Source organism: Haloplanus litoreus, from assembly GCF_045690335.1.
Taxonomy (GTDB): Archaea; Halobacteriota; Halobacteria; order Halobacteriales; family Haloferacaceae; genus Haloplanus; species Haloplanus litoreus.
In genome coordinates this window covers 482,939-502,958 of sequence record NZ_CP147874.1, presented here as the reverse complement: position 1 = coordinate 502,958, position 20,020 = coordinate 482,939, and the positions used below count along the sequence as shown (strand labels likewise).

Here is a 20,020-nt window from a genome sequence, read left to right as displayed (position 1 = left end):
CGCGGTCGTGTTTTCGAACGGTACGTCCCCGCCGCGTCGACTTACAGGTCCGCGCCGACGGCCGCCTCGACGGAGTCGAAGCCGTCCCGTTCCAGTAGGTCCAGCAGACCGCGGTTGATGTCGCGTGCGAGGCTCGGTCCCTCGTACACCAGGCCGGTGTACAACTGGACGACGCTCGCGCCCGCGCGGATCTTCCGGTAGGCACCCGCGGCGTCCGTGATACCCCCGACGCCGACCACCGGGACGTCGGTCCGCTCCGCGATGAACGTGATCGTACCGGTCGCGCGTTCCTCGATGGGTTTGCCCGAGAGGCCACCCCGTTCCGCCCTGTTCGGGTTCTCGAGTCCGGGTGGCCGGTCGACGGTGGTGTTGGTCGCGACGACGCCGTCGAGGTTCAGGTCGTCGACGACGGCGAGTGCCTCGTCGATGGCCGGCGCCGCGAGGTCCGGGGAGAGCTTCACCAGCAGCGGCTCGGCGCCCGCGTCGACGAGGCTTCCGAGGATCCGTTCGAGCGACTCGCGGTTCTGGAGTTCGCGCAGGCCCGGCGTGTTCGGGCTGGAGACGTTCACGACGAAGTAGTCGCCGGCGTCGGCGACCCGGTCGTAGGTGTAGCGGTAGTCGTCGGCCGCCTCGGCCAGCGGCGTCGACTTCGACTTGCCGATGTTGATTCCGACCGGGGCGTCGGGCAGGTCGCTGGCGCCGAGACGCTCGCCGATTCGGTCGGCGCCCTCGTTGTTGAAGCCCATCCGGTTGATCAGCGCGCCGTCCTCGGGGAGGCGGAACAGTCGGGGGCGGGGGTTGCCGGGCTGTCGTTCGGCGGTGACGCCGCCGACCTCGACGTGGGAGAAGCCGAGTGCGGTGAGAACCGAGGGCAGTTCGGCGTTCTTGTCGAAGCCGGCCGCGACGCCGACGGGGTTGTCGAACGTGAGACCGAACGCCTCGGTCTCCAGTCGGTTGTCGTCGACGGCGTAGTAGTTACGAAGCCAGTCCTCGACGGGCGTCCCTTGGGCGGTCCGGAGCAGTCGGTGGGTGGCGCGGTGGGCCGTCTCGGCTGGGAGGGCGAACAGCAGGGGCTTGCACAGATCGTAGCCCCTCATGGCCGTCCCGCCCGTTCGTCGTCGGAGTCGCGACCGATCATCGGCACTTAGAAGTCGTGTTCGACGTCGTCCGGATCGGCTTTCTGGATGATGATCTTCCCGTCACGCACGCGGACGAACACCTCGTCGCCGATGTTCATCCCGGCCACGGCGAGTTCGTCTTCGTGCAGGTTGACGTGGACGTTGTGATATTCGCCGTCCTCGTCCTTGGCACCGCTTGGACTGAGCTTCTTTTTCCGGACCATCGAGGGTGTCTAGCCCCCTCTCGCGGCAGGACACATATAAGTGTTGTCTACTGGCGGACCACGCGTCCGCACCGTTCGTCGTCGGCGGACACGCCGCCGCGGTGTCCGTTTCCCTCCGCGAAAGTCCTCGATTTGCCGATATATTTATGTTGTGCCATGTGTTCGATTCCCATAGAGGTGCAAAATCATGGTACGAGAGGACGGTAAGCGGAACTTCGTGATGCGCCAGGACGGCGAAGAGGACAGCGTGTTCTCGGGAAACATGCCCCGGCAGGCCGCACTGAAGGCCGCCCGTCGGCTCCCGCCAGCGAGTTCGGAGGAAGAGGCCGAGGCGAACTCCACCGAGATTCGCCTCCGGGAGAAGGGAACCGACAAGGTCCACATCTTCGACGCGTGGGCGTGGGAGCAGGAGGCCCCGGACGACAAACCCGACTGGATGGGTGACCAGATCACGAAAGGGAACGTCTCGAAGAAAGGTATCGAACACCTCGACGAGTGACCGCGCCGGCCGCCCGTCGTCACCTACGCGAGTGCCCGGCCACGGGCGCTCGTATCCACCGGTCACGACCCGCGGTGTGACGACGGGAACGCGTCGAGGATCACCGCCGTCGAGTGTCAACAGGTCTTTGCCCGTGCGCCGAACATCTCCGTCCGCGCGGCCGCTCCCCGGCGGGACTATCCGTACGAGCGGGGGATGACCGACCGGTCTCCAGCCGCGCGACATCGTTCTCCCGACCGCTCCTCTCGTTTTCCACCACCGTCTCGGTTCCGCCCTCGTTCCCGCTCGACACCGTGACGCTCTCCCATGTAATCGCGTGCCGAAGCCGCTCCACTTCGACGGCCTTATTTATGCCACCGGCTTCTGTGGTAGTACGCGCGTCGCCGACGCCGATTTCGCCGACCGAAGTCGATTCGGGCGGCTGGCAATCGGCGGCCGGCGGCGGAATGCTTCCGACGCCCTTAAGTAGTTAAGGGGGTTCGGTGGTAATGCGAAGGGCGAGGGCGACGACGCCCTCACCACACCCGGATCGGTCACGCCGACCCCGGGCGACCCATCGCCCGATCAACGGGCTTATATGGTTCGCCTGCGTCGGTTCAGATCCGGACGAAACATGAGGATTCCACCCCTGCGGTCCGCCGTAAGCCGGAATCTGATGTGAGCCTTGGTGGTTCGGTGTCACCCGGTCGACGCGGTGGCCCGAACCACGGACCTCAGTGGTCTATACACGACGCGGAGACTGTCTCTCTGAGACAATCTCCCCGCCACCCCTCACTCCCACAGGAGTGAGCCCATTCCGGTTGATCCTGCCGGAGGCCATTGCTATCGGGGTCCGATTTAGCCATGCTAGTTGTACGAGCTTAGACTCGTAGCAAATAGCTCCGTAACACGTGGCCAAACCACCCTCCAGAGAACGATAACCTCGGGAAACTGAGGCTAATAGTTCATACCCGTCTCACGCTGGAATGCCGAGACGCGCAAACGCTCACGCGCTGGAGGACGTGGCTGCGGCCGATTAGGTAGACGGTGGGGTAACGGCCCACCGTGCCGATAATCGGTACGGGTTGTGAGAGCAAGAACCCGGAGACGGAATCTGAGACAAGATTCCGGGCCCTACGGGGCGCAGCAGGCGCGAAACCTTTACACTGCACGCAAGTGCGATAAGGGGACCCCGAGTGCGAGGGCATACAGTCCTCGCTTTTCAGTACCGTAGGGAGGTACTGGAATAAGAGCTGGGCAAGACCGGTGCCAGCCGCCGCGGTAATACCGGCAGCTCGAGTGATGGCCGATTTTATTGGGCCTAAAGCGTCCGTAGCCGGCCACGCAAGTCCATCGGGAAATCCGCCAGCCTAACTGGCGGGCGTCCGGTGGAAACTGTGTGGCTCGGGACCGGAAGACCCGAAGGGTACGTCTTGGGTAGGAGTGAAATCCTGTAATCCTGGACGGACCGCCGATGGCGAAAGCACTTCGGGAAGACGGATCCGACGGTGAGGGACGAAAGCCAGGGTCTCGAACCGGATTAGATACCCGGGTAGTCCTGGCCGTAAACGATGTCTGCTAGGTGTGACTCCCACTACGAGTGGGTGTTGTGCCGTAGGGAAGCCGCTAAGCAGACCGCCTGGGAAGTACGTCCGCAAGGATGAAACTTAAAGGAATTGGCGGGGGAGCACTACAACCGGAGGAGCCTGCGGTTTAATTGGACTCAACGCCGGACATCTCACCAGCATCGACAACAGCAATGACGATCAGGTTGATGACCTTGTCAGAGCTGTTGAGAGGAGGTGCATGGCCGCCGTCAGCTCGTACCGTGAGGCGTCCTGTTAAGTCAGGCAACGAGCGAGACCCGCACTCCTAATTGCCAGCACCGGCTTCGGCCGGGTGGGTACATTAGGAGGACTGCCGTGGCCAACACGGAGGAAGGAACGGGCAACGGTAGGTCAGTATGCCCCGAATGTGCTGGGCTACACGCGGGCTACAATGGCCAAGACAATGGGTTCCAACCTCGAAAGAGGACGGTAATCTCCTAAACTTGGTCGTAGTTCGGATTGAGGGCTGAAACCCGCCCTCATGAAGCTGGATTCGGTAGTAATCGCGTGTCAGCAGCGCGCGGTGAATACGTCCCTGCTCCTTGCACACACCGCCCGTCAAAGCACCCGAGTGGGGTCCGGATGAGGCTATCGCACGATAGTCGAATCTGGGCTCCGCAAGGGGGCTTAAGTCGTAACAAGGTAGCCGTAGGGGAATCTGCGGCTGGATCACCTCCTACTGACCGGGACCTCCCACACGGGAGGCCCCACCACACCCACTGCCGTCCACGGATCGACCACCGCATCGACCGGGCACCTTAGAACCACCAAGGCTCACACACCACGCCACCGCGTCCCCCTTTCGGGGACCGGGCCCGTAGCTCAGCGGTAGAGCACCTCCTTTGCAAGGAGGACGCCCTGGGTTCGAATCCCAGCGGGTCCATGCCGACTCACTCGCTCGCCCGAATCGCACCCCTTAAGTGCATGACGGCGCTCGATTGAGTCACGCAAGACCGATGCACCACCCCGCGAAAGCGCGGGTGGGAAGGGTCGAACGCGCTCGCATCCACGAGAGCGTAATGAGACCGTATGTACGTGCGATCCAGGCGTCCACTGGACCCGACAGTCAAACCGGGTCACCAGTGTGACAAACCATCAATCTGGCTACTGTGCCAGCTGGTGAATGGCTCGGCTCGAGAGCCGACGACGGACGTGCCAAGCTGCGATAAGCCTCGGGGACCCGCATGGAGGGAAAGAACCGAGGATTTCCGAATGGGAATCCCCTCGCAATTGCTTCGCGCAATGGGGAACGCTCCGAATTGAAACATCTCAGTAGGAGCAGGAACAAAACGCAAATCGCGATCCCGTTAGTAACCGCGAGTGAACGCGGGCCAGTCCAAACCGAATCTCTGACGAGACATGTGGTGTCGGGCTGATCTTCAACATCCGACCCAACCCGAGAAGTCTCCTGAAACGGAGCGCGATACAGGGTGACAGCCCCGTATCGGGATGCAGTACGATGGGAATCAGTCCCAGAGTAGCGGGGATTGGATATTCCTCGTGAACGTCCCGGGCATCAACCGGGAAGACTCAATACTCCTCGAGACCGATAGTGAACAAGTAGCGTGAGCGAACGCTGAAAAGTATCCCGAGAAGGGAACTGAAATAGAGCCTGAACTCAGCTGGCGATCGAGCGACGGGGCATACAAGGTCCTTCGACGAACGACCGTGGCGCGAGCCACAGTAGGACTCGAAGGAAGCCGATGTTCCGTCGTGCGTTTTGAAAAACGAACCAGGGAGTGCACTTGCTTGGCGAGCCTAACTCGACCATCGAGGCAGGCACAGGGAAACCGATACGGCCGCAGTCTTCATCCGAAGACCAGGGCCACCGTGTTCAAGCGCGGGGAGTCAAGCGGGTGCGACCCGAAACCGGGTGATCTACGCGTGGGCAGGGTGAAGCGTGCCGAAAGGCACGTGGAGGCCCGTTAGGGGTGGTGTCCTACAATACCCTCCCGTGACCTATGCGTAGGGGTGAAAGGCCCATCGAACCCGGCAACAGCTGGTTCCAGCCGAAACATGTCGAAGCATGACCTCTGCAGAGATAGTCCGCGAGGTAGAGCTACCGATTGGATGACCCGCCTCCGAGAGGAGTCGGCCATCCTGTCGAACTCCGAACTTGCGGACGTCGCAGACGCAGGGAGTCCGGTGTGCGGGGTAAGCCTGTGCACCGTAAGGGAGACAACCCAGCGGTAGGTTAAGGTCCCCAAGTGTAGACTAAGTGCGATCGAAGGTGGTCCCGAGCCCTAGACAGCCGGGAGGTGAGCTTAGAAGCAGCTACCCTCTAAGAAAAGCGTAACAGCTTACCGGCCGAGGTTCGGGGCGCCCAAAATGATCGGGGCTCAAGTCTACCACCGAGACCTACCCGTGTCCTTCACCGGACAATCGCGTAGGCTGGCACACCGCTCGGGCGGAAGTACGGGAGAGATCTCGTGTGGACCGAGTGGTGACGATAATCCTGGTCACAGTAGCAGCGATAGTCGGGTGTGACACCCGACGGCCTTACGAGCAAGGGTTCCTCGGCACTGCTAATCAGCCGAGGGTTAGTCGATCCTAAGTCTCGCCGTAACTCGACCGAGACAACAGGGAAGCTGGTTAATATTCCAGCACCATCACACGCCAAAAGTCGACGCTTTGGGAACAGCCGAGCCGGGCTTTCGCCCGGTCGAATCGAGTACCTCCGTGGAAGCCGTAATGGCAGGAAGCGGACGACTCTCGAGACAGCGCAAGTCGGTCGTACCCAGAGCCCGTGAAAAGACGAGTGTGATGATCGTACCGAGATCCGACACAGGTGCTCTGCCGGCGAAAGGCAAGGCCCGTCGGGAGCAACCGGCGTTAGGGAATTCGGCAAGTTAGTCCCGCACGTTCGCAATAAGGGATGCCTGCTCTGGGTAAGAGCAGGTCGCAGTGACTCGGGCGCTCCGACTGTCTAGTAACAACATAGGTGACCGCAAATCCGCAAGGACTCGTACGGTCACTGAATCCTGCCCAGTGCGGGTATCTGAACACCGAGTACAATCGGACGAAGGACCCGTCAACGGCGGGGGTAACTATGACCCTCTTAAGGTAGCGTAGTACCTTGCCGCTTCAGTAGCGGCTTGCATGAATGGATCAACGAGAGCGCCACTGTCCCAACGCTGGGCCCGGTGAACTGTACGTTCCAGTGCGGAGTCTGGAGACCCCCAAGGGGAAGCGAAGACCCTATAGAGCTTTACTGCAGGCTGTCGCTGAGACGTGGTCGCTACTGTGCAGCATAGGTAGGAGGCATTACACAGGTACCCGCGCCAGCGGCCACCGAGCCACCATTGAAATACTACCCGGTAGTGACTGCGACTCTCACTCCTGGCGGAGGACACCGGTAGCCGGGCAGTTTGACTGGGGCGGTACGCGCTCGAAAAGATATCGAGCGCGCCCGATGGTTTCCTCATCCGGGTCGGAAACCCGGAAGAGAGCGCAAGAGCACAAGGAAGCCTGACAGTGATCTTCCCAACGAGGATCGCTGACGCGAAAGCGTGGTCAGCGAACTTACGAGCCTGCTTGTTGCGGGCCGTAAATGACAGAAAAGCTACCTTAGGGATAACAGAGTCGTCACTCGCAAGAGCACATATCGACCGAGTGGCTTGCTACCTCGATGTCGGTTCCCTCCATCCTGCCCGTGCAGAAGCGGGCAAGGGTGAGGTTGTTCGCCTATTAAAGGAGGTCGTGAGCTGGGTTTAGACCGTCGTGAGACAGGTCGGCTGCTATCTATTGGGGGTGTTGACGGTACTTGACGGGAACAAGCGTATAGTACGAGAGGAACTCCGCTTGGGTGCCACTGGTGTACCGGTTGTCTGAGAAGGCAGTTGCCGGGCAGCCACGCACCGCGGGGTAAGAGCTGAACGCATCTAAGCTCGAAACCCACCTGGAAAAGAAGTACCATCGAGGACACTCGTAGAAGACGAGTTAGATAGACTCGGGGTGTACGCGTCGAGGCAACGAGACGTTCAGCCCGCGAGCACTAACAGTCCGAGCCACATTCATTGGATTTCGCACTGTGACCCGATTGGTTTTGACTATCGGGTCCAGGCGCAAACTGGATCGCACGTACATACGGTCATTCGACCGTTCACCGACACTGGTGTTGCGACGGTTCGATTCCGTCGGTCGGCATGAAGGCGGCCAGAGCGGCAGGGACACACCCGTACCCATCCCGAACACGGACGTTAAGCCTGCCTGCGTATCGAGCAGTACTGGAGTGGGCGACCCTCTGGGAGTTTCGATTCGCCGCCTCACCATTCATACTACATTCACTCGGCGAGCGACGCGTGTGAGCGCGTGGGTCGTCGGTTTTCAGTCGGTGAGCGGCCGCGCCGGCCACGAGTTCCGACCGCTAGGCTTAAGCGACGGACGCCGATAGTATTCGGTGATGCCAAGGTGGCAGAGTTCGGCCTAACGCAGCGGCCTGCAGAGCCGCCCATCGCCGGTTCAAATCCGGCCCTTGGCTCTCACACTTTTCCCTAAAGCCCAAGACGACTACGTCTTGGCGACTCCTCTTATTTCGAGGCACTATGTGCGGTTATCGAGGGGAATTTTCCACGAGGAGATCGACTACTCCGAATCGTCGTCGGACTCGTCGCTCGCTTCGAGGATCTCCGCCGCTGTGTCTTTCACATGCTGCTGGTGGGCAACCGACGTCTGGACGCTTTGGGCTGCATCGAGCTAGTCGTTGATGACCGCGTTCTGCTGTGGCCCCCACGTCTCGGGGTTCGGACTCGATGTACTCGATCCAGCGTTTGATGCCTTCGGTGCGCTGCTCGCGGTTGCGCTCGTGCTTCACGCCGAGGTGCTCACGCTCGTTTGAGTCGTTCATATTCGGCTTCGACGTCGAGTCGCGTTACCCACTCTTCGAGGCGGAACACACTATGAGTTTGTTCGAAGAGCGTGTAGAGGTGAACCGCATCCTCGAGGTCCTTCTGCGCACCGAGGTAGAGCTTGTACGCGATCTGAAGCGCTAACGGACCTCTCGGGATCGTCTTGCCACCGATTCGGGCCGTTGTAGCGTTTTCGAGGAATGCGTCGTCGAGATCGTCGCGTACGAACTTCACTTCGAGGTGCGGCGTGACCTGATCCGCTGGCGAGACCCAGATGTTATCCCCGCTGTCGAGCATCTCGTCCCTCGACGTGTTTTGGGACTCGACGGCGTCAGGCGCTGTTCTCGGCGAGGGCGTGTTCGACGCCCTGTGTCACCGCGTCGTCCTCGTCGGCACCGTCGTCGATGGCCGCCTCGTAGCCGTCGGTGAAGGTATCCATCACGGCTTTCGCCAGTTCGCGCCCGTCGGTTTCGGACGGCTGGACGTTGTCGACGGCCGTCGACTCCCCGGCTTCCTCGTCGACGATCCACACCTCGAAGTTTCCGTCCCGTTCCGGCGTGGGTTGGAACTTCACTTCGACCTCCACGGTTCGATTTTCGTACTCTCGCCTACCGGTTTTCAGCCAGCCGTCGGGCACTGCTCGGCTCATGCCGGGTATTGGGCGCGTAATCGGGATAAGCGTATCCGTCAGTCGTCGGCGGGCGTGCGGGTGTCCGCTTGGGCGTGCCAGAGGTCGGCGTAGTCCCCGTCGTCAGCGAGGAGGTCGGCGTGCGTTCCGGATTCGACGAGTTCGCCGTCCTCCATGACGACGATGCGGTCGGCGTCACGGATGGTCGAGAGGCGGTGGGCGATGACGAACGCGGTGCGGTCCTCGACGAGACGGTCGAGGCTCTCTTGGATCCGCCCCTCGGTTTCGGTATCAACGTCGCTCGTGGCTTCGTCGAAGACGATGATCGCGGGGTCGTTGAGGAGTGCGCGAGCGATGGCGAGGCGCTGGCGCTGGCCGCCGGAGAGTTTCACGCCGCGTTCGCCGACGAGCGTGTCGTACCCCTCGGGAAGATCGGTGATGAACTCGTGGGCTTCGGCCGCGTTCGCGGCCTCGACGACCCGCTCGCGGGCGGTATCGGCGTCACGTCGCTCGGCTTCGAGCGCGTCTCGGTCGCCGTAGGCGACGTTCTCGGCGACGGTCCCCGAGAAGAGGTAGGGGTTCTGTTCGACGACGGCGATCTCCTCGCGCAGCGCACCGAGGTCGTACTCCCGGACGTCGACCCCATCGATCCTGACGGCGCCCGAATCGACGTCGTGGAACCGGGGGAGAAGTTTCACGAGCGTCGACTTCCCCGCGCCGGTGGTGCCCGCGAGGCCGACGGTCGCTCCCGCGGGGACGTCGAGCGAGACGTTCCGGAGCACCGGGTCCCGGTCGCCGTACCCGAAGGTCACGCCGTCGACAGTCACGTCGCCGTCGACGGCCGCGGGTCGGTACGGGTCGTCGGGAGTGGTCACCGTCGGCTCCCGGCCGAGGAGGCCGAACACCCGTTCGGCGCTGGATTTCGCCAGTTGGTACTTGTTCGCGGATTTTCCGACCCGGCGCATCGGCGAGTAGAGGCGCCGCAGGTAGAGGAAAAAGAGGGCGAAGCTGCCGGCGGTGAGTGCTCCTTCGGCGCCGGTGATGTTGTCGAGGCCGCCGACGTAGAGGACGAGGACGAACACGACGCCGGTGAGCAGTCGGAGTGTGGCGAAGAAGGCACGGCGGATGCGCAGGGCGCCGACCTTCTCGTCGTGGTAGTCCTGGCTCCGTTCGGCGACCCGGTCGCGTTCGAAGCCGTAGCGGTTGAACGTCTTGATCACCGCCGCGCCGCCGAGGTTGTTCTCCAGGCGGGTGTTGAGGCGGGCGACGGACTCCCGGATGGATTTGTAGCGCGGCTCGATCCACGTGAGGAAGCGCCCGCTCGCGACGCCGATGAGGGGGACGGGCGCGAGCGCGATCAGGGCGAGTTTCGGCGAGTAGTGCCAGAGGACGATGGCGATGCCGCCGACGGTGGCGACGACGCGGATCACTTGCCGGAACTCGGTGTTGAGGAACTGTTCTAGCCGGTTCACGTCGCTGTTGAGGACCGACATCATCGCCCCCGTCTGGTGGTCGACGAAGAAGTCCATCGAGAGGTGCTGGAGATGGTCGTAGGTGTCGTTGCGGAGATCACGCTGGATCTTCTGGGCCGCAGACTGGAGGAGGTAGCGGGAGCCAAAGCGGGTGAGCGACCGCACGAGATACGCCAGCGCCGCGATGAGCACGAGGCGTTCGAGGAGCGCGGTTCGGGCCGCCGTGCCGGCGATGGGATCGGCAGGCAGGAGGCCCACGGTGGCCAACAGCCCCGGTTCGGCGGGGCCGTTGATCACCCGGTCGATGGCGGTGGCGACGAGGATGGGGGGTACCAGGCGGGCGAAGCGGGTACAGAACGAGGCGAGGACGCCGACGGTCAGCCGCGGCCAGTACGGGCGCGCGTAGGCCAGTAGGCTCACCATCGGGTGTCCGTCGAGGGTCTCCCGGACGTCTTCGAAGCCCCCGTGTTCGTCGGCCATCGGCGCGCGATAACGGACGGACGCCCAAGTACTGTGGGGGTTCGGCGTCGTACGGGTCGTTGTCAGTCCTTGACTCGCCGCAGTTCGACACAGAAGACGGCACCGGTCGGTTCGTTGTCTTCGATCCACACCGACCCGCCGTAGGTGTCGACGAGGTTGTCGACGAGGTAGAGACCGAGGCCGCTCCCGGGGCTCTCCAGTCCCTTCTCGCCGCGGCCGAACACCTCGCGTTTGCGCGCGTCGGGGATGCCGGGACCGTTGTCGGCGATCCGGACGACGACGGTGTCGTCCCGGACGTCGGCACCGACCTGGATCTCGATGTCTGCCTTGTCGTTGTGGAAGACGGCGTTGTCGAGGAGGTTGCCGAAGACGGAGGAGAGGATCGAAGTGGCCAAGACGGCCTCCGTCGGCAGGTCGTCGTCGCCGCGGACCGTGATCGACTGCGAACGGTAGTCGAAGTTCGAGCGCACCCGGTCGACTTCGGTTCGGAGCACCCTGTCCACCGGAACCGCTTCGAGTTCGGGATCGGCCGTGCCCAGAATGTCGATGAGGTCGCCGACCGCCTCGGTGAGTTCTTTGGTGTGAGTCGCGGCGGTCATGATCCGTTCGAACGCGTCCTCGTCCTCGGCCGCGATGCGGTCCGCGAGTTCGCCGCCCCACCCCAGCGCGACCGACATATCGTTGCGAATATCGTGGCGGACGATTTGGTTGAGGAGTGCGAGACGGTCACGCTCGGTTTCGAGGTTCCGTTCGGCCCGTTTGCGGTCGGTCACGTCCTGCTGGAAGCCGACGTAGTGAGAGGGCTCGCCGTCCTCGTCGTAGAGCGGGGCGATGGTCACTTGGTTCCAGAACTTCTCCCCGTTTCGCCGGTAGTTGCGGACTTCGACGGTCACGGGGTCCCAGTTGTCGACGGCGCGGCGCATTCGGGCGACCGTCTCCGGATCGGTATCCGCTCCCTGCAGGAACCGGCAGTTCCGGCCGATCACCTCTTCGACCGGATAGCCCGTGATGCGTTCGAAGGCGGCGTTGGCGTAGATGACGGGGTTGTCGGGGAGGGCGGGGTTCGAGATGGTGATTCCGACCGGGGCTTCGTCCATCGCCCGCTGTTTGAGGCGAAAGTTAACGACCGACTGGGGCTGTGAACTCCCGGAGCGCTCGGCGTGTGTCAGAACGGCGTAGCGGTCGCCGTCGTGGGACAGCTCGGCGAGGTGGACCCGAAGCTCCTGTCCCTCCTCGTCGGCGCGGTAGGTGAGGGTTTCGTCGGTTCCCCCTTTGCCGTCGAGTAGCGATCGGAGTCGGCTGGCGATACCCGTCACCTGGCCGTTCGTCGACCGAGTGAGTGTGTCGAGATAGGGGCGACTGGTGTCCGCCGGGACGAGCGGGTGGTCGTGGTTCTCGGCGAACGCCCGCCACGACGCATTCGACTCGACGATTCGTCCCGATTCGTCGATCACCGCGACTCGCTCGGGCAGTGCATCGAGGACTGCATGCATCAGCCACGGTGGCATACTATGGTCGTCACGACTGTCCCCTGCGTAGCCACCCTATTAGAGCTATTCGCTCCCGGTGGCGTCTCGTGTGGAGCGTTACCGCTGCAACCGAAAACGCGGGTTTTTGCCGTCCCGTCCCGACGTCACACGTATGTCCGACACGATGCGTGCGGCGGTCGTCCCCGAGGCTGGTGCCGACTTCGAAGTGGTCGAACGGACGGTTCCGGACCCGGGTCCGACGGAGGTTCGCGTCGCCGTCGATGCCTGTGGGATCTGTCACAGCGACGCCTTCGTGAAGGAGGGCACGTTCCCCGGCGTGAGCTACCCCCGCGTCCCGGGCCACGAGGTAGTCGGTCACGTCGACGCCGTGGGCGAGGACGTCACGGCCTGGAGCGAGGGTGACCGTGTCGGCGCCGGCTGGCACGGCGGCCACTGTTTCACCTGTGATCCGTGCCGTCGCGGCGACTTCCTCCAGTGTGAGAACGCCGAAATCACGGGTCTCAGCTTCGACGGCGGCTACGCGGAGTACGCGACCGTTCCCACGGAGGCGCTGGCGGCCGTCCCCGAGGATCTGGCGGCGGTCGACGCCGCACCGTTGCTCTGTGCCGGCGTCACCACGTACAACGCCCTCCGGAACAGCGACGCCCGCCCCGGCGACCTGGTCGCCGTCGTCGGCGTCGGTGGTCTCGGCCACCTGGGCGTCCAGTACGCTCGCGCCGCCGGATTCGAGACGGTCGCCGTCTCCCGCAGCCCCGAGAAGCGCGACCTGGCGCTCGAACTCGGTGCGGACCACTTCGTGAACGCGAGCGGGACGGACCCCGCCGAGGCGCTACAGGAACTGGGCGGTGCGCGGGTCGTTCTCTCGACGGCACCCTCCGCGGACGCCATCGAGTCGGTGCTCGGCGGCATCGGCACCGACGGCGAGGTCGTCGTCGTCGGCATCCCCGGCGAACCCGTCCCGACGGACGTTCAACATCTCGTCGGCACCCGCGGTGCCGTCTCCGGATGGGGATCGGGTCACGCCCGCGACTCCCAGGACACCCTCGAGTTCAGTTCCTCCGCGACATCACCCCGGTCGTCGAGACGTTCGCCCTCGACGACGTCGACGAGGCCTACGACCGGATGATGAACAACGACGCTCGCTTCCGCGCGGTACTCGACGTCTAGCGGCGTCCCGTCGGTCCGCCTTCGGTCGCGTTCGGCGCCGTTCCGGCTATCATTCTGGATAATCTATCCATCAGATATATACAATTCACTCCGAGTCTCGACTGTAACCACGGCGAGACCCATGAGTACACCCACACAACCGGATCGGCAGGTGGCCGACTTTCCCCTGTCGTTCGACGCTATCGTCGGTCGGATCGGCGCACCCATCTTCATTCTCGACGCCGGTCACGAGGTGGTCCTGTGGAACGATGGGATGGAGGCCCTCACTGGGAGTAGCGAAGCCGACGCGCGAGCGGCGGATTCGGTCGGAGAAGCCTGGTACCAGGACGGTCGGCGGGCGAAGACGCTCGCGGACAAGGTGCTCGAGGCGCCCCGCGACGCCCACCGCGAGTTCGACGTCGACCGGATCGACGACGGTGAGTACCCCGAGTATCGGGACCGGAGTACGTTCACCGACACCCGTGGCGACACCCGTCACATCGTCTTCAGCGCGTCGCCGCTGTACGACGGTGACGAACTTGTCGGCGTCGTCGAACTCGTCAAGGATCGGACCGAGGACGTCCGCCGCCGGCAGCGCGTCGAGGAACTCGTCGAGGAGGTTCGATCCACGATGCACGCGATTCAGGACGGCGACCTGGGCGCGCGTGCCGACTTCGACGCCGACGAGTACATCGACGAGGAACTGTTGACCGTCGTCGACTCGCTGAACGAGATGGGGGCGACCCTCGACGGCCTCGTGGCGGACGTGGACGAACAGACCCGCGACCTTCGAGCGATCACTCAGGAGGTCGCCGACAGCGCGACTCGAATGGAGGAAATCGCCGAGGAACAGGCCGACCGCACCGAGGAGGTCGCAGGCGAGGTGTCGAACCTCAGCGCGACCGTGGAGGAAGTCGCCTCGACGGCCGACTCCGTCGCCGACACCAGCCGACAGGCGCGCGACTCCGCCGAGTCGGGCCGCGAGGTCAGCCGGGAGGCACGCGACGCGATGTCGTCGGTCCGGACGTCGAGCCAAGAGGTCCGTACGGACGTCGACGAACTCAGCGGCACCGTCGACGAAATCGACGAGGTGATCGACGTCATCAACGACATCGCGGATCAGACGAACCTGCTGGCGCTCAACGCCAACATCGAAGCCGCCCGCGCCGACCGCGACAGCGAAGGCTTCGCCGTCGTCGCCAACGAGATCAAGTCGCTGGCACAGCAGGCCCAGGACCAGGCGGGTGAAATCGAGTCGATGATCGTCGAGGTTCAGCGCCGGACCGAGGGAACGGTCGACAGCCTCGAGACGACCGAAGCACAGATCGACGACGGGGTCAGCGAAGTCGAAGCGAGCATGGAGAAACTCGACGACATCGTCGAGGCCGTCGGCGACGCTGTCGCGGGCATCCAGGAAGTGTCGACGGCGACCGACGAACAGGCCGCGAGTGCCGAGGAAATCGCCGCCATGGTCGACGAGGCTCGCGATCGCGCCGACCAGGTCGCCGAGGAGGTCACGGCGGTGGCCCGCGCGGCCGAGCGTCAGACCGAGAAGGTCGCCGAAATCGAACGCAGCGTCGGTCAGTTGCGCGGCGACGGCCACGGTTCCTGATCGGGCGACCGTTCACAAAATCCGCCGCCACCGAAACGCCGTAGTGACATCACCACGTCACGCCCGCTCGATCATGGACCGACGAGCAACGCTCGGGATGTCGTTCTCGGAACTGGTGATGGTTCGTATCGGCCACGGAGTGGGCGCGCTGTGCTTGCTCTTTCTCCTTCCGATCCTGCCCTTTCTCGCCGTCGGGGCCGCCGCCTCGGCGCTGGTCCGCCCCGACTCCGACCGGCCCGAACCCTCCTACCGGCCGGACTGGGCGGAGTGAGGTCGGAGCGCCGAGACGCGCGCTCTCCTTCAGGCGGAGGCCCCCATCGCTCACCGAGAGTGGTCGCTCGGTCGTCAGCGACTCGTTGTACTCGATCAGGTACTGTCCGCCGTCGAGGTGCCACCACTCGTAGTCGTCGTCGGGGCGGACCTGCGTCTCGGCGTGCAGGAGGCCGTCGACGAGGCCCGAGTCGCACATACTCGCTCCATCGGCCGCCGTCGGCACAACTCCCTGGCGGTCAGTGGCTGTGGTCGTGGTCGGCGTGTCCGCCGTCGCCGGCGACGAGGGCGTCGGAGTCGCCGTCGATCATGTCCATGTTCTTGAGGTTGTCGCGCTCCTCGAAGTCCTCCACGGCGTCGAGGATGTCCTCCTGGGTGAGCGTCGTGCGCTCCTCGGTGAGTGCCTCCAGTACCGCCTCCCGGAGGACCATCCGGAGGTCGCTCCCGGTGAGGCCCTCGGTGCGCTCGGCCACGGCGCCGGGGTCGAACTCCGCGATGTCCATCCGCCGGGTGATCACCTCGAGGATGTCGGCGCGCATCGTCCGGTCCGGCTTGGGGAAGTTGACGATTTCGTCGAAGCGGCGCCACGCCGCGGCGTCGAGCTGGTCGGGGTGGTTCGTCGCCCCGATCAGGAGCACTTCGTCGCGGATGAGGCTGATGTCGTCGATGCTCTTGAGCAGGGTGTTGACCGCACGCTTGAGCGCGGCGTGTTCGTCCGACCGTCGCGTCTTGGCGACGGAGTCGAACTCGTCGATGAAGAGGATACACGGCGAGAGTCGCTTGGCGACCTCGAAGGTCTTCTCGACGTTTTTCGACGTCTCGCCGAGGTACTGACTGGTGATCATCGACAGCTTCACCTCGACGAACGGCAGGCCGAGTTCGTGCGCCAGCGCGCGGGAGGCAGTCGTCTTCCCGGTTCCCGGCGGGCCGACGAAGAGGAGTTTCCCGATCTCTCGAAGTCCGATCTGGGCCAGATACTCCCGGTGTTCGATGGCCTTTACGATCTTCTGGATCTCCTCCTGATCGCTGGTGAGCACGAGGTCGTCGAGGGTCATTTCGATCTCCTCGGGCGCTCGGACTTGGACGAGATCCAGCATCTCGCCGTCCTCGTCCTCGTCGAAGTAGGCATCGAGGAGGCTGTCGATCCACACCCGGTCGGCGTGGATCGGTCGGGTCTGTTCGCGGGCCTCCGCGAGCGTCACGTCCACGTCGTCGCGGTCGGCGACGACCGACGCGAGCGTCGGATTGGTCGCCAGCCGCTCGCGGTCGGCGCGTTCGACGACCCAGTCGATCGCCATCTCGGGTTGGGTGAGCGAGATGCGTCCCGAGAAGTTCTCCTGTTCGGTAAAGAGGAGGTCCGAGACGGCATCCCAGGGGTGTTCCACCCCGGTCGCCTGCCGCGCGGTGGTTTCGGTGACCACGAGGGGCCGTTCGATCCCGCCGGCGGGCGTGTCGTCGTCGGCGTCGTCGGCGTCTTCGTCCTCGTCGGCCCAGAAGACCCGCCGGTATCGCGGCGGCAGGTCGTTCTCGTCGAGGCTCCGGTCGTCCGTATAGACGTGGGCCGTCAGGAGAAACTCCACGACTTCGAGAGCCGGGTCAGTCATCCCTATCCTGTTCTCGTGGCAGCCGTTTAAGGCCGTCGGATCGCACAACGGCTCCGGAACGCCACGTCAAACCACCCCGTGTCACCGGATCTCACGACTCGTCCGGATTCACGACTCGTCCGGATTCACGACTCGTCCGGATGAGCGAACGTCAGCGCGTCGGCGACCGACTCGGCGTTGCCGATGAACGTGATGCGGTCGCCCCGTTCGAGCACAAAGTCACTGTCCGGAACGCGGGTCTCTCCGTTTCGTGACACCAGGGCGATGAGACACCGCGACGGGAGTTTGGGGCCGACATCCGCGACGGTCTTGCCGACGAGTTCCTCGGAGGTCACGTCGATCTCCTGGACCTCCCCCTCGTGGCCGATTTCGCCCATCCAGTTGACGAGCGCCGGCCGCTCGATGTAGTCGTCGAAGGCCATCGCCGTCGCTTCGGTCGAGGAGATGGCCCGCACTCCGAGGTCCTCGAATGCGTCGACGTTGTCGGGGTTGTTCACCCGGGCGAGGATGGTCTCGGGTGAGAATTTCGAGTCAGCGAGCTGGGCGACCAGTAGGTTCACGTCGTCGTCGCCGGTCGTCGTGGCGACGATCTTGGCGTTCTCCGCCCCGGCGGAACGCAACACCTCCGTGTCGGTGCCGTCGCCGTGGTGGACGGTCAACCCCTCGTTGCGAGCCTTCTCGACAGTGTTCACGTCCCGTTCGATCAGGACGACGTTCTCTCCGCGGCCTTCGAGGCGCCGAGCGAGGGTTCGACCCACGTTCCCGGCGCCGATGATGATCACACGCATGGGTATCACGTCGAGGAATTCGGCGATCTGTCTGGCGAAGCCTGCCTCCAGGGCGACCGTCAGGAAGATGACGAGGAAGACGGTGCCGACGAGCATGCTCGCGGCTTCGGGCATCCCCTGGGCGCGGAACTCGACGGCGAACAGCGTCGCGACCGACGCGGGAATGATTCCGCGTGGACCGACGAAGCTCATGAAGAGTCGCTCCCCGCGAGTGAAGCGGTCGCCCTGGGTACTGATGAACACGAGCAGCGGTCGAATCACGAGCGCGACGAGGGCGGCGACGATCAGACCGCCCACTCCCAGCGCGAGCAGATACTCGAACTGGAGCAACGCCGCGAGCGTGATGAAGACGAACGAGAGGACGATCAACGTCACGTCGCCTTTGAAATCCGTGATCTCCTCCTCGTAGGGTACGTCCGTATTGCCGAGCAGGATGCCCGCGGTGGCGACGGCGGCGATACCGGCCTCGGTGGCGATCACCTCGGCGGCCCCGTACGCGACCAGTGCCCCGCCGAGCACCAGGAGCCTGGCGTTCTGTGGCGCGTTCCCGGGCGAGAGGTCGACGTACCGGAGCGCGTAGAAGACGACGGCCGCGACGGCGAGGCCGACGATGATCCCGCTCCCGAGTCGCTGCGTGAACAGCACGAACAGTTCGCCCGGTGCGCGGACGTCCTGGATGATCGCCTCGAAGATGACGACCGCGAGGATCGCCGCCGTCACGTCGTTGACGATCCCTTCGGTCTCGAGGGCGGTCCCGACGCGATTCCGCACCGGCACCACCTCCAGGATGGGGGCGATGACGGTCGGCCCGGTGGCGACAAGCAACGCGCCGATCAGCGCGGCGACCATCCAGCCCGTCTCGAGGGCGTAGTGGACGACGACGGTGGTCCCGACCAGCGCGATGGCCGCCCCGAGCGTCACCAGTTTGAACGTCGCGGCCGGGGCCTCGCGCAGGCGGCCGATCCGCAGGTGGAAGGATCCCTCGAAGACGATGATCGCGACGGAGAGGCCGACGATGGCCGAAAGCGCGTTCCCGAACGAGTCGGGACCGACGACTCCCAGCACTTCGGGACCGAGGATGACGCCCGACGCCAGCAGGAAGACGACGCTCGGAATCCGGAAGCGATCCGAGAGGATCTGTGCGACGACGCCAACCCCGATCAGGGCGGCGACCAGCGTGATGAGATTCCCGCCCCCGGCGGCCATCAGAACACCTCCATCGTGTCCTCGCCGATGTGTGCGATAACGATAAAACCAGTCCTTTCGCGCCCGAAACCGTGGCTAGACATAGCGACGATCGGACGATAAGCGGCGAGTGGGTGGACGATCGGTCAGTTATCTCCGTGGTCGAGGTAGCCGAGGACGCCCCGCGTGTTGAGGCGGTACTCGGCCCGCGTCTTGCGCGGCCCCCACGGCGCTATCGGGTCGGCCGTCTCGGCGAAGTACTCGACGACCGCTTCGTCGTCGTCGAGTTCCGCCCGCTTCTCGCGGACTCGGTCGACCCACGCCGAGAGGACCTCCGCGTACTCGTCCATCAGGGCCGGTGTGAAGTCGGCGCCGCCGAAGTGCCCGAAGCAGATGGTTTCGGGGTTCCGGTCGGCGATTGTCGCCGCGTCGTCGAGGCAGGTCTCTAGGTCGAAGTTGACCGGCGGCGAGGTGGGAAAGAGTTCACCGGCTCCCCCCGGCTGGATGCCGCCCGCGTCGCCCGAAAAGAGGACGTCGTCGGCCCGGTCGTGGAAGACGACCTGGTGGGGAGCGTGGCCGGGAGCGTGGATCACGTCGACGGTTCGGTCGCCCAGATCGACCGTGTCGCCGTCCGACAGCGACTCGATGCGGTCCTCGGGGACCGGCTTCGGGTCGACGTAGTACTGCCACTGATCGCCGACGGCGGCTTTCGTCCCCGCGACCAGTCGCGAGGGGTCGATCAGGTGACGGACGCCGATGTCGTGGGTCAGCACCGTCGCCTCCGGGAACTCCTCGAGCAGGAGGCCGGCACCGCCGGCGTGATCCAGGTGGACGTGCGTCGTCAGGACGTACGCGAGGTCCGTGATCCCGAGGTCGTCGAGGGCGTCGACGACGAGGTCGACGTTCGTCCCCAGTCCGGGGTCGACGACGGCCGGCCGCTCGGCGTCGATCAGATAGACGGAGCCGTAGCCGGGCACGTCGTAGGCGCCGACGTCGACGTAGTGGGTGTCGGTACTAGAGACGGCGGTGAGGTCGCCGATGGCCATGGGCGAACCCCGGCGGCGGCGGTGA

At 64.4% G+C, this 20,020-nt stretch carries 12 protein-coding genes, 2 tRNA genes, 3 rRNA genes and 2 pseudogenes; 8 read left to right on the top strand and 11 right to left on the bottom strand.

The features are described from left to right. Window positions 1-41: 41 nt before the first annotated feature. Both V8686_RS02870 and V8686_RS02865 read right to left on the bottom strand, forming a co-directional pair. Window positions 42-1,097 (bottom strand): quinone-dependent dihydroorotate dehydrogenase, encoded by a 1,056-nt coding sequence (locus tag V8686_RS02870; protein ID WP_379702455.1) that lies wholly within the window; start codon window positions 1,095-1,097, stop codon window positions 42-44. Between the two features lie 47 nt (window positions 1,098-1,144). Next, window positions 1,145-1,342, bottom strand: coding sequence for a hypothetical protein (locus V8686_RS02865; RefSeq protein WP_379702454.1), 198 nt, complete (start codon window positions 1,340-1,342; stop codon window positions 1,145-1,147). Window positions 1,343-1,529: 187 nt separating this feature from the next. Here V8686_RS02865 and V8686_RS02860 point away from each other — a divergent pair, with 187 nt between their 5' ends. The 6 genes from V8686_RS02860 to V8686_RS02835 all read left to right on the top strand — a co-directional run bounded on the left by V8686_RS02860 (window position 1,530) and on the right by V8686_RS02835 (window position 7,907). Next, window positions 1,530-1,841 carry a non-histone chromosomal MC1 family protein gene (locus V8686_RS02860; RefSeq protein ID WP_379702453.1) on the top strand — a complete coding sequence of 104 codons (312 nt, stop codon included), beginning with the start codon at window positions 1,530-1,532 and terminating at the stop codon, window positions 1,839-1,841. A 793-nt stretch (window positions 1,842-2,634) separates the two neighbouring features. Further along, window positions 2,635-4,105, top strand: a 16S ribosomal RNA gene (locus V8686_RS02855). Window positions 4,106-4,238: 133 nt separating this feature from the next. Continuing rightward, window positions 4,239-4,310, top strand: a tRNA-Ala gene (locus V8686_RS02850). Window positions 4,311-4,522: 212 nt separating this feature from the next. Continuing rightward, window positions 4,523-7,443, top strand: a 23S ribosomal RNA gene (locus V8686_RS02845). 131 nt (window positions 7,444-7,574) lie between these two features. Then, window positions 7,575-7,696, top strand: a 5S ribosomal RNA gene (rrf, locus tag V8686_RS02840). The 16S, 23S and 5S rRNA genes sit together here with 2 tRNA genes alongside, the layout of an rRNA operon. A gap of 135 nt (window positions 7,697-7,831) precedes the next feature. After that, window positions 7,832-7,907 (top strand) — tRNA-Cys (locus tag V8686_RS02835). Between the two features lie 104 nt (window positions 7,908-8,011). Here the strand turns inward: V8686_RS02835 and V8686_RS02830 are convergent. The 5 genes and pseudogenes from V8686_RS02830 to V8686_RS02810 form a co-directional block, all read right to left on the bottom strand. Next, window positions 8,012-8,273 (bottom strand): annotated as a pseudogene (locus tag V8686_RS02830) (hypothetical protein). Next, the gene (locus V8686_RS02825) at window positions 8,251-8,571 is read right to left on the bottom strand and encodes a hypothetical protein (protein WP_379702452.1); all 321 of its coding nucleotides are present in this window, start codon (window positions 8,569-8,571) and stop codon (window positions 8,251-8,253) included. The pseudogene V8686_RS02830 and the gene V8686_RS02825 overlap by 23 nt, the downstream one beginning before the upstream one ends. 34 nt (window positions 8,572-8,605) lie before the next feature. Further along, a complete protein-coding gene (locus tag V8686_RS02820; protein ID WP_379702451.1) occupies window positions 8,606-8,923 on the bottom strand; it encodes a hypothetical protein in 318 nt (105 codons plus the stop codon). A 38-nt stretch (window positions 8,924-8,961) separates the two neighbouring features. Then, window positions 8,962-10,854 carry an ABC transporter ATP-binding protein gene (locus V8686_RS02815; protein WP_379702450.1) on the bottom strand — a complete coding sequence of 631 codons (1,893 nt, stop codon included), beginning with the start codon at window positions 10,852-10,854 and terminating at the stop codon, window positions 8,962-8,964. 62 nt (window positions 10,855-10,916) lie between these two features. Further along, window positions 10,917-12,362 (bottom strand): PAS domain-containing protein, encoded by a 1,446-nt coding sequence (locus V8686_RS02810; protein ID WP_379702449.1) that lies wholly within the window; start codon window positions 12,360-12,362, stop codon window positions 10,917-10,919. A gap of 145 nt (window positions 12,363-12,507) precedes the next feature. On the opposite strand from V8686_RS02810, the pseudogene V8686_RS02805 reads away from it, so the two are divergent. After that, window positions 12,508-13,511: pseudogene (locus V8686_RS02805) on the top strand (alcohol dehydrogenase). Window positions 13,512-13,632: 121 nt separating this feature from the next. Then, a complete protein-coding gene (locus V8686_RS02800; protein ID WP_379702448.1) occupies window positions 13,633-15,102 on the top strand; it encodes a methyl-accepting chemotaxis protein in 1,470 nt (489 codons plus the stop codon). A gap of 49 nt (window positions 15,103-15,151) precedes the next feature. Here V8686_RS02800 and V8686_RS02795 read toward each other — a convergent pair whose 3' ends face one another. The 4 genes from V8686_RS02795 to V8686_RS02780 all read right to left on the bottom strand — a co-directional run bounded on the left by V8686_RS02795 (window position 15,152) and on the right by V8686_RS02780 (window position 19,995). After that, window positions 15,152-15,571: a hypothetical protein gene (locus tag V8686_RS02795; RefSeq protein WP_379702447.1), complete on the bottom strand. Its 420-nt coding sequence runs from the start codon at window positions 15,569-15,571 to the stop codon at window positions 15,152-15,154. Window positions 15,572-15,611: 40 nt separating this feature from the next. Continuing rightward, window positions 15,612-16,976: an ATP-binding protein gene (locus tag V8686_RS02790; protein WP_379702446.1), complete on the bottom strand. Its 1,365-nt coding sequence runs from the start codon at window positions 16,974-16,976 to the stop codon at window positions 15,612-15,614. Between the two features lie 125 nt (window positions 16,977-17,101). Continuing rightward, on the bottom strand, window positions 17,102-18,973 hold the full coding sequence (locus V8686_RS02785; RefSeq protein WP_379706442.1) for a cation:proton antiporter domain-containing protein: 1,872 nt from the start codon (window positions 18,971-18,973) through the stop codon (window positions 17,102-17,104). Window positions 18,974-19,095: 122 nt separating this feature from the next. Continuing rightward, a complete protein-coding gene (locus V8686_RS02780; RefSeq protein WP_379702445.1) occupies window positions 19,096-19,995 on the bottom strand; it encodes an MBL fold metallo-hydrolase in 900 nt (299 codons plus the stop codon). Between the last annotated feature and the right edge of the window lie 25 nt (window positions 19,996-20,020).